General features: G+C 49.6%; 12 protein-coding genes. 5 read left to right on the top strand and 7 right to left on the bottom strand.

All coding sequences use genetic code 11. The features are described from left to right. Positions 1-8: 8 nt before the first annotated feature. From HWQ56_RS20600 to HWQ56_RS20590, 3 genes are all read left to right on the top strand, one after another. A complete protein-coding gene (locus HWQ56_RS20600; RefSeq protein WP_176571657.1) occupies positions 9-566 on the top strand; it encodes a recombinase family protein in 558 nt (185 codons plus the stop codon). A gap of 105 nt (positions 567-671) precedes the next feature. Next, positions 672-2,828: an AAA family ATPase gene (locus HWQ56_RS20595; RefSeq protein ID WP_176571656.1), complete on the top strand. Its 2,157-nt coding sequence runs from the start codon at positions 672-674 to the stop codon at positions 2,826-2,828. Positions 2,829-3,185: 357 nt separating this feature from the next. Then, positions 3,186-3,776 (top strand): P-loop NTPase family protein, encoded by a 591-nt coding sequence (locus HWQ56_RS20590; RefSeq protein ID WP_176571655.1) that lies wholly within the window; start codon positions 3,186-3,188, stop codon positions 3,774-3,776. 475 nt (positions 3,777-4,251) lie between these two features. On the opposite strand, the gene HWQ56_RS20585 is transcribed toward HWQ56_RS20590, so the two are convergent. The 4 genes from HWQ56_RS20585 to HWQ56_RS20570 all read right to left on the bottom strand — a co-directional run bounded on the left by HWQ56_RS20585 (position 4,252) and on the right by HWQ56_RS20570 (position 8,079). Further along, complete coding sequence (locus HWQ56_RS20585; RefSeq protein ID WP_176571654.1) at positions 4,252-5,280, bottom strand: DUF4238 domain-containing protein; 1,029 nt, start codon at positions 5,278-5,280, stop codon at positions 4,252-4,254. A 137-nt stretch (positions 5,281-5,417) separates the two neighbouring features. Beyond that, complete coding sequence (locus tag HWQ56_RS20580; protein WP_176571653.1) at positions 5,418-6,554, bottom strand: DUF5710 domain-containing protein; 1,137 nt, start codon at positions 6,552-6,554, stop codon at positions 5,418-5,420. Positions 6,555-6,737: 183 nt separating this feature from the next. Further along, positions 6,738-7,793, bottom strand: a complete 1,056-nt coding sequence (locus HWQ56_RS20575) for a reverse transcriptase family protein (protein WP_176571652.1) — start codon at positions 7,791-7,793, stop codon at positions 6,738-6,740. Then, positions 7,765-8,079 carry a helix-turn-helix transcriptional regulator gene (locus tag HWQ56_RS20570; protein WP_245217789.1) on the bottom strand — a complete coding sequence of 105 codons (315 nt, stop codon included), beginning with the start codon at positions 8,077-8,079 and terminating at the stop codon, positions 7,765-7,767. Before HWQ56_RS20570 ends, HWQ56_RS20575 begins: the two co-directional genes overlap by 29 nt. Positions 8,080-8,749: 670 nt before the next feature. Between HWQ56_RS20570 and HWQ56_RS20565 the strand changes: the two genes are divergently transcribed. Beyond that, complete coding sequence (locus HWQ56_RS20565; RefSeq protein ID WP_176571651.1) at positions 8,750-9,598, top strand: hypothetical protein; 849 nt, start codon at positions 8,750-8,752, stop codon at positions 9,596-9,598. Between the two features lie 50 nt (positions 9,599-9,648). On the opposite strand, the gene HWQ56_RS20560 is transcribed toward HWQ56_RS20565, so the two are convergent. Both HWQ56_RS20560 and HWQ56_RS20555 read right to left on the bottom strand, forming a co-directional pair. Beyond that, entirely contained in the window at positions 9,649-10,728 is a 1,080-nt protein-coding gene (locus tag HWQ56_RS20560) for a PIN domain-containing protein (protein WP_176571650.1), read from the bottom strand. A gap of 219 nt (positions 10,729-10,947) precedes the next feature. Then, entirely contained in the window at positions 10,948-11,193 is a 246-nt protein-coding gene (locus HWQ56_RS20555) for a hypothetical protein (RefSeq protein WP_176571649.1), read from the bottom strand. Positions 11,194-11,373: 180 nt separating this feature from the next. Between HWQ56_RS20555 and HWQ56_RS20550 the strand changes: the two genes are divergently transcribed. Further along, a complete protein-coding gene (locus HWQ56_RS20550; protein ID WP_176571648.1) occupies positions 11,374-11,697 on the top strand; it encodes a hypothetical protein in 324 nt (107 codons plus the stop codon). Positions 11,698-11,828: 131 nt separating this feature from the next. Here HWQ56_RS20550 and HWQ56_RS20545 read toward each other — a convergent pair whose 3' ends face one another. Beyond that, complete coding sequence (locus tag HWQ56_RS20545) at positions 11,829-12,134, bottom strand: helix-turn-helix domain-containing protein (protein WP_176571647.1); 306 nt, start codon at positions 12,132-12,134, stop codon at positions 11,829-11,831. Positions 12,135-12,213 lie beyond the last annotated feature (79 nt).

Here is a 12,213-nt window from a genome sequence, read left to right as displayed (position 1 = left end):
GAATAATAATGAGCCAGTTGATTGGTTATGCTCGCGTGTCTACGCGAGGCCAGAGTCTTGAACATCAGCATTCTCAGTTAGTTGAGCAGGGATGCGCCAGAATTTTTGAAGAGAAAGTGAGTGGTGCTAAAAGAGATCGGCCAGAACTGACCCGAATGCTTGATCACCTGAGAGACGGGGATGTCGTGATTGTGACGCGTCTCGACCGTCTCGCCAGGTCGACATCCGACCTGCTTTCCATTGCGGAGTTGCTACGAGCCAAGGGGGCTGGTTTGCGCTCGCTCGCGGAGCCCTGGGCGGATACGACGACACCGGCAGGTCGGATGATCTTGACTGTTTTCGCAGGAATTGCAGATTTCGAGCGGTCATTGATCGCAGAGCGCACCAGTGCTGGCAGGGAAGCTGCTAAATCCAGAGGTGTAAAATTCGGTCCTAAACATGCGCTAAGTCCCTCGCAGACTAAGCACGCTCGTGAGTTGCTGGAAGCAGGGCGTCCAGTCTCGGAAATTTCAAAGCTCTTCGGGGTACACAGAGCGACGGTTTACCGTGCCTTAGGCCGAGCCTAATGACGTCAGCATGCCGATTACCGTGGCACGCTGCGCTTAGCTCACCTATGCTCCTCCTTGCCAATAGTGATGGCTCAAAGCCACCCAGTATTTAGGAGTAAGGTTGTGATCACGGAATTGAACATTGATGGCGTCACCAGTTACAGATCCAAATCCACACTGTCGCCCACCAACAAGACGTCGCTTATCTATGGGCTCAATGGCGCAGGCAAGAGCACCATATCCGAATTTTTGTACAACCAGAGCGCGCCACAATTCGCTAAATGCAGCCTGAAGACCAGTCAGCCTTGCGAAATTTTGGTGTACAACCAGAGCTTTCTGAATGACTATTTCTACGTTGAGGATAATTTAAAAGGAATTTTTACCCTTTCCAAAGAGAACAAGGTTGCACTCCAACAAATTGAAGCTGAGACGAAGCAGCTGGATAAGCATCTGACGGCTCAGCAAGCGAATTCAAAACTGTCCACTGAGAACTCCACCAAGCTTGAACAGGAAAAGTCAAAAGCGAGTAGCAAAATTTGGGAAATCAAAACGAATTTCGCAGGCGGCGACCGAGTACTGGAGTTTTGTTTGGAAGGGTTGAAGAAGACCGAACTTCTTTTCCAGCACATTGTTGGCCTAACCATGCCGGATGCCGTGCCTGGTTACACGGCTGATGATTTGAAGGCTGAGGCCACCTCAATCGAAGGCGAGGGCGCAGCCCCGTTCGCAAAAATCCAAACTCTTTCGGCTAGCTGGTTGGCAATTGAGGAAGATGCACTGTGGTCCAAGATTATCGTTGGTAGTCAAGAGGGCTCTGTTGCCGAGTTTATCTCCAGGACTGGAAACTCTGACTGGGTAAAGCAAGGGCTCCAGTACCTCTCAGAGGATGAGGATCCTCAAGCTTGTCCGTTCTGCCAGCAAGAGACGGTCACTCAGAAGATCATCGACTCGATCAGACAGGTTTTCGACGAGGCCTATGAGAAGGATGTCAATAATCTGGAGTCATATAAGACACGATATGAAGCGCTGACGTCTGGGTTGAATATACAGGATATTTCAAATTCTCCCCTCGCCAGCAAAGAGCTTGTAGATGCCTGGAGCATCGCATGCGAGGCTTTGAAAGCGTCAATCCGCGAAAATGTCCTTCACATTGGTAACAAGCTCAAAAGTCCAAGCACGGCGGTTGCTCTCACCAATACTCAGTCCGCCGTCGAAACGATCAATGACTTGATTAGCGGACTGAACGAGTTGATCGAGGCGCATAACGACAAGTTAGCGAACAAGAAAAGGACTCGGGAAAACATCAAGACGCGTTTTTGGACCCTGATGAGGTGGGACTATGACCAGACGATTTCCGCCTACACGCTCGCAACCGCAGACCTTAAGGTCGAGGCCAGCGAGATAGGCGACCAGGCCACCAAGATAAGCGAGGCCGTCGCGGCCTCTAACGGCAAGCTTGCTGCCCTTCGAAAGCAAACAGTCAACATTGAGGAGTCAATTGAGAATATCAATGCCGGGCTTCTGGAAATAGGCATTGATGGTTTTTCCGTTGTGCCATATGGTGAGAATTTTTACCGGGTCTCCAGGACTACTGATCAAGCGAATGCATTCCACTCATTGAGTGAAGGTGAGAAGACTGTTATTAGTTTTCTTTACTTTATTGAGCTGTGTAAAGGACAGAAAACGGCCACGGCAGTGCCTCAAGCCAAAGTGGTAGTGATTGATGACCCAATCTCCAGTCTTTCGCATTTATACGTATTTAATATTGGGCAGTTGATTAAAAAATATTTAATCAATGATGACCTTTACAAGCAGATTTTTGTGCTCACTCATAGCCTGTATTTTTTCTATGAGTTAACACACACGAACCATAAGACGCGCGGCGAAACCCAGCATTTGTTCAGAGTATTCAAAAATACAAACGGAAGCTCTGTGGTTACGATGAAGTACGAAGAGATTCAGAATGACTACCAGTCGTACTGGTCGATCATCAAGGACCAAGCTTCGCCTCCTGCACTGATCGCTAACTGCATGCGGAATATCGTAGAATATTTCTTCAATTTTGTTCAGAAGAGGGACTTTAATAACGTATTCCAGAAGCCAGCGCTGTCGACTGATAAGTTTACGACGTTCTATCGCTACATGAATCGAGAATCACACTCGTTGGGGCAGAATATTTTTGACATAAAAGAGTTCGACCATGAGGTGTTCAAGGACGGCTTGAGGCTGATTTTTGAAGAGTGCGGATATTCGGAGCATTATCAGGCAATGAGCAAGTAGAGATTGGATGTCTGGGGGGATTTCTGTGCCTGAACGGATCGTAGACCTACTGACGGTTCATTCTGTAGAGATGCCTTCCAGACTCCATCACCCCCTATCCGGGGTACTGACGTTACTCGTCAATGGCATGTGCTCAGCTCCTTTGATCCAGTCCCTTGGCGTTAGGTGTCCAGAGGGGCTATGAAGGTTGAATCCGGGGCCGAGCCCACCTATCATGCCGCCAGGCTTGATCGAAGCCTGCTGCCCACCAAGGCAAACCCGAATGGGACGATCTTCTCCTTGATTTACAGCGTTTGGGATTCCCTGTGCGGATCTCGGCAGTGGGCACCGAATCTCCGCGATCAGAGGAGTTACCACTTGAAACGCATTTTCCTGATCCCCCAAAAAGCCGTCTCCCTTCTGAAACAACGTGCTCGCAATCTCAAGCGAGACCGGCAGATACCCCACCATGAAGCCCTTGAGATCGTAGCCAAAACCGCTGGTTTCGACAGTTGGCATCAGGTCGCAGAGGCTGCCGAGAAGTGCAGACCAATTGAGGACGCATTCCGCAGGGGCTTTCTTCTCGCCTTTGATGGCTCAGAAGTCCCGGACATAGAAGACGATGAATCCCCAATCCAGTGGGAGGAGTACGCGTTCGAATTACTACGCAACCAGCTATTCGAGAAATATTGCGCTCAGCCTGACGAAGAAGATCCAGCTCAACGACCTATATCGCAGACGCTCGATAGCGATGACCTCAAGGAGTATTTTGAACACGATTGGGGCGACATGTACTTTTTCAGGCTGCGCAGCCCTGGAGAGGTATCGTCTGTGGCTCAGCTATTGGAGTTGGTTGCAAAGCATTCCTTTTGGATGCCAAGACTCGTTTTCGCCAAAGGGGAACTGATCGACACGTACGACCTGCCAGCGACTGACGAGAACGGCGAAATTGTAGGATTGCGCTTCTAGAGTGCCTCACTGAGCCGCTGCCAGACACACCTAGGGTACTCCTGCGCAGCGGCTCACTGGTCACAGGCCTACAGTGATAAATGGACACACGTCATCATGGCTCACGCCTGCCAGTCTATTCTCAGGTTGAGTTCGACCCTCATTGGCGCGTTGATCAGGGACGTTCGCCGATCTAGCCCAGGCTTCGCCTGAGAAGCTGCCAGTGGGGGTATGGCGGCAGCCTCTAGAGCTTTGTCCTGTTACGGTCCGGGTCGCTTCTGCCGTGCCTCTTGAGGCACGAGATCAACCTTTCTGAATCTCACCGACCTCACCATCCGTAACCAGCTGATTGAATCTGGACGTTTTCGGCACGCGCCCCATTACCAGCTGGGGTATTGGAGATTCGAAAGCCTCCGCTAAGCTGTAGGGCATTAAATGGCCACCTCAAGCTGCCAAGTGTCTTTAGCCCTCAGTCTGGTGGCTTTCTTAGATTAACTCAGAGGTTGGGGTAATTAGCCTCCTCCTCTGATTGAGTAACGTGCCAGTCGGCCCAACGCTTTCTCTCCTCATCGAATTGCTTTTGACTGACTGTTCGCGGTCTGCACTCTGCAATATCATGAGTGTCGGTCGAGAATACGTAACGACTGGCACCGTATAGGATCATCGTGCGAATGTATGCCGCCTCATGAAGCGAAACTACTGTTCCGCGTCGAGGAGGGCGCTGGCCGACCTGAGCAAACAGAAGGTGCTTGGGGCTGAGGGGAAGAAAAATTTTTGTACCCGGGACTCCCCAGCCACCTTCGAGACTAAGCTTACCATTTGGACCATCCCATATCCGTGTGAGCGGGTTGTCTGTAGTTGGCCAAGAAGTATACGCGGGAGCGTGTAAGATGGTCCACCGGAGAGCTGGCATACGGTTAACGGTATTTTTCAGGATATGTTCGAGCTGCCAGATCCAAAACTTTCTCCCGCTCAGTACTTTTGCTTGGATACTTTCCGAACCGTCATCATTTTTTATGCGACTGAGTTTGAGCGGTAGCTTGCTGTGTGGATCAACGGCAGGGGGTGTCTCAAATTTGGTTCCAGATGCTTGAGCCGCTTCAAATTTAGCAACTGACTCGCCCATCGAGCTTTCCAAGATTTTCTCAAGCGTTTCGTCTTGACGTTTCAAAAATCGCTCTAGGCCTGTAGGCGTCCTCACTGACTGGGCCAGAGCGAATCGAAACAGGTTTTGCCAATCTTCGGGATTTAATTTGGCCTCTTTTACTACCTTTGCAATAGAGGCCAATCCTGGTTGTTCAAAATCACTGTCTAGCCAGTGCTCTATTTCATCGCTGTCTTGAGAGCCCGAGAAATAAGTATAAAGGTGTTGGAGCTTGGCGATACTTTTGGGTGAATGCACTTTCCAATGAGGCCAGTTCTCATGTGGAACCAGAAGCCTGTAAGTAAGGATTTGATTACCTGTCTGCCAACGTCTCAGGTAGGCCTGGGGTACGTAGTGGTTGTCCTTTTTAATGCCTGCCATATTAAGTGTTCATCCTGATCTTTCTACTAGAGGGCGACCGTCCCACTTGAAAAAGATGAGACGGCGCTCAATCCGATACCTACCCCGAATGGTAACCCAAGGAGTGTCTGCGCAGCAGCAATGAAGCCCGCGTTGGTTTATGAGTTTTTAGCCTTCAAGGCTCTGCGTACCTGTTTTTCATACGCGAATTCCTCCCAAGCGGCGGCATCAACCAAGTGTGATACGGCATAATCAACGCTATCTCCAGCAAGGCCAATTTTAATTAGGCTTGTGTATGTTGGGTTGGTCAGGAGTTCTGGATTATCAATCTCTGCCTGGTCCGCCTGAACCGCGTACTTTTCAATTGTGGCTTTGGTTTTTACTCCAAGCTCGTCAGCAATCGACTCCCATGGTATGTTCTGGGCTAGTTTAGTTCGAGCGACTATCCATTTTACATAGTTGTTGATGAGCTTGGTTATCGGCCAAGTGCCGCGCTCAAGCTCTCTGCGAATGGCTCGGTACATTGTCAGGTCAGATTTGTGCGCGTCGATAAATTCTGAGCATTTTACTCGATTTAGTTTTGCCTCCAATGGCAGGGGCAGCCTAAGTGACTTTGAGATTTGTTCTGCAATAGCAAGGTCTTTGATCAGCGGTGCCTTGAAAATTTCAGCTGTATTTTTGTCAATGAATGAAAATATGCTTAGGCTAAGGTTGCTGTTCTGGGATGGGATTGGGGTATGTGAGGACATATTTTCTACCATCTCTTCGCAAAAAGCAGAAAGTTCGATGTCGAACGTCCTATTTCCTATAGTAAGCTTGCCATAGCAAGTTGGACCGTCTAGGAGGAGGCTATTTGACTCTTTGTGTATGGCGCCAGTATGAATGAGATTGTTGCGCATATAGTCCAATACGGAATCTATGCTGGTAGCAATAAAACGACAGCCCCCATCGTAGTTTTCTTCGGCGATATGCGTAGCGGCACTCGTTTTCAGATCGTCGCGCCAGAATGCTCCCCATTTATCTTCAGGCAGCATAAGCAACATCCACTCTTCATATTCGCAATCTTGAGCGAGCTGTTCGACGAAAACTTGCTCATCTACCGTGGGCTCGAACGTTGGCAGAGAGTCGACCACGTCTGGAGGAGTAGGAGTATATGGTAGCCATCTCTCCAGCGCTTCACACATGCCTTCGTCAGTCGTCCACCAAACTCGATTTTCTTCATCCCACTCAACGTCGAACTTTTTAGCTTCATCTTTTTCTTCGTATGGTACGGCTAAGTCGATACGGGTTGCCATTTCAGTCTCGGTAATATTTAAAGATGGTCAGTTACGGAGTGGGGTCAAACAAAGAACTAGGTTGTTCTATGATCCTTCATGCCTCAGATGTGGGGCATTGCGCTTCAAGGAAAATATCTCCACAAAGTGCTTTCTAGACTCAAGATCATTGCTTGCCGCAGATTTTGGTGTCTAGGCACTATACTACTCCCAAGGGACGTCTATAGGGCTGTCCGGTGACTGCTTATCATTTTTATTGGTATGGTCAGCTTTATGTTCTATAGTTTTTGTGTTGCTTTTCTGAAAAGATTTGTTGAACTCGATAGCGGCGGGTAAGAGGCTGGGGTCGAGATATGCTGCTTCCCCAAGCAATCCTCCCAATTTGTACTCAAGTTCCTTTTTTGAAAGGCCATGAGTGCCTTTGCCGCTGGTAATAGCAGCTTTAATTAGCCTCATCTTTCTGTGTCGAGCGTTTGGTACTCGAATAAGGCCATCGTGGACAATAACGCCAGTGATGTGGGCAGGTCTCCCATTCTTAAATACCTTGGTTTTGTCACTAGCAACAACGTGTCCGTGTGCAGCAATAGTCTGCTCAATTTGCCACATAAACCCGTCACTAATTTTGTCACCTGAGAACGTCAGGTCGTCCACGTAGCAGGTAAACACCAGGTTGTGGGCTTTTGCTATATTGTCTATGTCGTCGAAAAGGCTTTTGTTTGCATAGAATGAAATTAATGGGCTGAGCGGACTTCCAGTAGGTAGGCAGTTATCAAACGTGATCAAGTCTGCGTACAAGTTTGCGACATCACCTGGTGCCTTGAGAGCTTCCTTGAAAAAGTTGAATACTTTTGACTTTGATGTGGAGCCGAAAAAATTCCGAATGTCCAGCGTGGCGACGCTGTTTTTTCCAAGGTGCGCTTCGGCGTTTATTTTATAGGATGTACCTTTCAGCGCGAATTGCATATATTCAGGCACACGTACACAGCGGAGAAGCTTCAAAATTCGCTCATGAATGACTAATAGGCGAGGCGATGGTTTCTGCACCTGCCGAACTTTGGGTGGCTTGCCAGCCTTGAAGGGGTCTGGCTCTGATTTTAGCTGGAACTGGCGGTAATCGCCAATACATTCTTTTAATTCCTGGATCCCAATCGAGAATAGCGACGCCAACTTAGATTTGGTCGACGTATTGTATAATGCGCTTTGGCAAATTTCGTAGGATTTACGCTCGCGCTTAACTACCTTTTCTCGCTTTTGCCTCATTTTTATTTTCCACCCATTCCAAAATGTGTATGACCTTTTTTGCAATGCTGGTTCGCAGCTTGGATGTAGGTTTGGGGGTATCCATATTTTCAGAGAAAAAAAGTATGGAGGATAGCGGTATTTCGAAGTGATCGCTGTATTTAGTGAGTAGCTCAATCGTGGGCTGCTTTTTTCCTGACTCAATCTCTGATAGATATGAGTTTGAGATGCCAAGCTCTTTACAAAGCTCGGTCTGAGACAAGTCATGGTAAGTGCGAATCAAGCGCAGCGCCTGGTTCAACATCATAGGGCTCCTTTACGTGTGACAACAGCGGGGGTAAGACAGTTAGAGCAGATCACGTAAGCTTTCCGAGAGCTTGGGCCAATGCTTGTCGACCAGGGATAACGCGAACCCGATCCAACGTACAGCACTGAAAATCACCTTTAGCCATTTCACCTTACGTCGTTTCTTCACTGTCGAGCGTCGCTTGGCGGGTTTATCAGTTTTCATTTTTTATCCTCGTTGCCCTCTCTGAATTGAGAGGTCTCGCGTGCAACTGGATTGAAAGCTGGAGCAAGCAACACTTTTCCCCCCTTCTGAGCACCTGCTTCCGTCTCGCGCGGAAGCAGTATCCCTTCGCGGCCCGGTGGCCAGTGGTGCTGAGGCCTCGGCGCGCGTGGGGAAGGGTTAGAGGCGAACCTCCACAGGGCCGAAGCCCCCACAGCTGCGAGTAAATCTCCCTACCGCAGATGCAGGCTATGCCTGATCGAGAGAGATGTCAAAAATAAATTCGCTATTAGCGAATTTATTTCTGTAAGGAATGGTGGCCTGGCACTAGTGAACGCGGCTGTCAGACACCTTTGCGGTTCCTCGGGAAAACGGCTTCAACGCCAATCAGAAGGCTTCGGTTGAATTCGGTTGCAACGTGGGACGGCAAGGCTTTTAAATGGGTGATCTCAGGGCAAGGAGGCGATTTATGTTCAATTTGCTAGTTATGGCAAACGGCTGGAGCGGTCGGCGCGACGAGCTTGCTCTAGGACGTGTCTATGTTGATGCTGCTCTAGGGCCACAGTGGAAGACTGGGGATCTGCCCAATTTTGATCTGATGAGGCGATTGCCTGCTGTTTTTTCCCCGGAAAACTCCAGGTTTGAGCCTGATCAAGTTGCTCGTGTAGGGGAGATTACCAGCACGCGATTGCAGGGCAGCAATGTTGTGGTCGAGTATCGCTACGACCCTGATATCCCCCCGATTCCTCTGGATGATCTGATGGCGCTTGCTCCCGCTTTAGGGATCCAGGTCCCGCGCAAGGGATTTGGCCCGTTTGAACACAGTCATTGGGCGATCAAGGACGCCGATTTGTTCAAAGTCTTGTTGACGGAGTGGAGACGCCCCATTCGGCAGCCTACTGTTTTCCAGCTAGCAACGCCTCAGCGTGTTCGCCCTGATTTACTCTCTGCAATGATGCCTTTCGCGGGGTTCGGGCCTGTCTGGGATGCCATTCAACGAGCTGCCACAGCGAATGGGATGGACAGTGGGCGGGCCGACAACAGATGGGACCACCCGGCGATTATCCAGGATGTTGTTGCTTTGATTGACGAAGCCGCGATAGTCATTTGCGATTGCACCGGCAAGAATGCCAACGTTTTCTACGAGATGGGGATCGCTCATTCCTATGGTAAGGAAGTGATCATCATTACCCAAAACGCCGCTGACATCCCATTCGATATTGCACACCTACGGCATATCAGGTATCTCGCAAATGACCAAGGGATAGCGCAGCTTGAGGTGGATTTGACTGCAAGAATTCGGACACTTAGGACGTGAATTTCAAAATCTGGCGCCGCTGAGCTAGCGGCGCGCAGGCCGTACCTTAATCAGTCGCCATTAATATCGAGTTCGCGTCTAGTTTCTTCTATGGGGTTTTTGAGCAAAATTCCATATGGCAGATCTACATCGAAGCTAACGCTGTTAAGTAGTTTGTCCTCGTAGAATAGTCTGGCTTCTATAGAGATCGGTAGCTCAAATTTCCGAATGACCTCTGATTCCAGCACAAAAGGATAGCTGTTGTCCTCGTGATCAAATGGGCTTCTGTCATAATCTTTGATGCTTTCAGTTGTCTCGATTATGGCTGTGTACTCTAATTCGTATTCGCATTGTTCATCATCAACAGAAATAAGGTTGGAGCTTGAGAGTTTCAACTCTTGAATATCTATGTTCTCGATTTCCGCAGTCCAGTCTACGGAGCGTATTTCGTAATCTGCCTCAGGCAGATATCGCTCGACATAGTCCAAAATCTCATCGGCTACTTTGTTCAGCGCTTCAGTTGCAAATGCCGATGGTTCTACAGAAACTCTGAGGTTTACCGCGCTAATGAATTCATCGATGGATTTGCTGAATACTAATCTCGGGTTGTCGGCGCAATACTTCTCCATGTCCGTATCGTTGCTAATTACATGGATTGAGTGGGTTCTTTCTACTGAGAAGTCGGCCAGTCTTTCTAACACAAAAGCGTCTGCAAATTCCTTTTCTTTTGCCCCGGTGGCGAAGGGCGGGGTTACTGAAAAATAACGTTCGAACACCCTGCTGGGCGCAATACCGTCAACGCTGATTTGCTCAATTCCTTCGCCCGTTATGAATAATTCCCAATTTTGTAATAGCTTTTCCTCGATTTCATCCGCAGAAATGTCGGTAAAAATTCCGTGTGCAGGTACATCAGGTAGGTTTCGAAGCAGCATCGCTTCTTTTTTAACCTTTTTGAGTGTGGCGGCAGCAGCGACTGATTCCGCGCGGATGTGGGACCTAACTTCCCTATCGGTAACGTCGGGGATGAGAATACGTATCTCATCTGCTTCTCGGAGCTGTTTGAGTGAGCCCAAGGCGTGGGTTAAAAATTGATAGTTTTTCGAGATGTAGATATTGGTGTCGATGAATACGATTCGTGACTGTAGCTCCACTGCCCTAGCTCCCTGGCGCTGATGGTTAATTGTCAGGATGTTACGAATTAAAAGCTTGTTTTATCAATGACGGCATCACTGAGCCTTAGAAATGTCCACTGCTCCTACCGGGAGCTTCGCCCTGAGTGGAAAGGACGAAGCCGGACGCTCCAGCAAGGTGCTGCGGGATCTTTGGTATCGATGCTGCTGGTTAACCATAGGCGACTGAGGAGGTGCGGTCTAGCGCAAAGCCCTTGGCTTCACCAATGGGTTGGTGCTGTAGTGCTCTTGATCGGCGTGCAGGGCTTCGCTATCGAGTAAATCTGCCACTTGTGCGCCTGCCTCAGCTTCTTTCAGCAAGCGTTGAATGGCCAGCTTCATGAACCAATGAGCTGTCCGTTCCAGGCCTTCCGAAGCTGCCCTTACAAATGCGCGGGTGCGTTCGTCGAGCTTGTTGCTTAGGCCAGGTGTCCAGGCCTGCTTCATCGTTCGAACCTGTTGGCCGGAAAGCCTAACTCCCATATTTCAAGATCTTGTTTATAAGCGATGGTTTTTTTGAGCGGCGGGCCACGGCCTGGTGCATTTGCACTGAGGGATTGCAAGGGGCCAGGCAGGGAATGCTGGTAATATGTGACCAGCCAGATTACCCGGTCACTGGAACCTGAGATGCAAAACGATTTAACTGAAGCCGATATGCGCAAAGCGCTATTCGGTAGCGCTGAGGCGCTACCTACGCTCCCAGCAAAGGCCACGCCAGATAGCCCTGTGCATTTGCAGACCGCGACTCCTCAGGTAAAACGAAAGGCGCCAAAGCCATTTACTCCGCGCTTGAAGGTAGTTCTTCGGGTCGGCAATGAATTCGAAGGCAAGACTTACGAGTTTGTGTATGAAGCCGACACGCTCAGCACGCTCTTGGCTGAGCAGGAAGCGGTGAGGGCAGCGAGAAAGAAGTACAGGTACGTAGAGGTCGTTTCTGTAAAACCGATGTAATTCGAGTTCCGTGTTGGCAGTGGCAGAGCCCGCTGCGCGAGAAAGGAGCCACGGAGAGGAGGCCGTTAGCCAGTCGCCTGTGAAAGCTCGATCCGCCGAATCGGGCCATTGCCCGAGCGGGCCTCAACCCCTCATCGTTTCTCCCCAAGATCAAGCATTGCGGCCATCAGTTTTTTCAAAGCGTCGTTGCCCTTTTCTCCGCTCGTCCCGAGCGCCTTGTCGCCAGCCCGGTCGTAAGACCACAAAATCAACAGCACTGGATCTACGCCCAACGCATCCGCGATTTTTTCGACACGCTCAAGAGTCGGAGAATGCTCACCTTTTTCTAGGCGGCCAATGTAATTCCGCGAGGCTGCCGAGCCGAACGAGTCCTGCTTCAGCCCACGGAATTCACGGATTTCGCGTAGCACGAGCCCAAACGCTTCGTCGATATCCAACCCGTCTGCTCCAGCATTTTGAAATGCTGGCATTTAAACGCAAGGAGGGATAGGATCTTCGAAATGCCCACTATTGTGT

Source organism: Pseudomonas eucalypticola, from assembly GCF_013374995.1.
Taxonomy (GTDB): Bacteria; Pseudomonadota; Gammaproteobacteria; order Pseudomonadales; family Pseudomonadaceae; genus Aquipseudomonas; species Aquipseudomonas eucalypticola.
The sequence above is the reverse complement of the archived record's forward strand: the minus strand, read 5'-3'. Positions and strand labels throughout refer to the sequence as shown.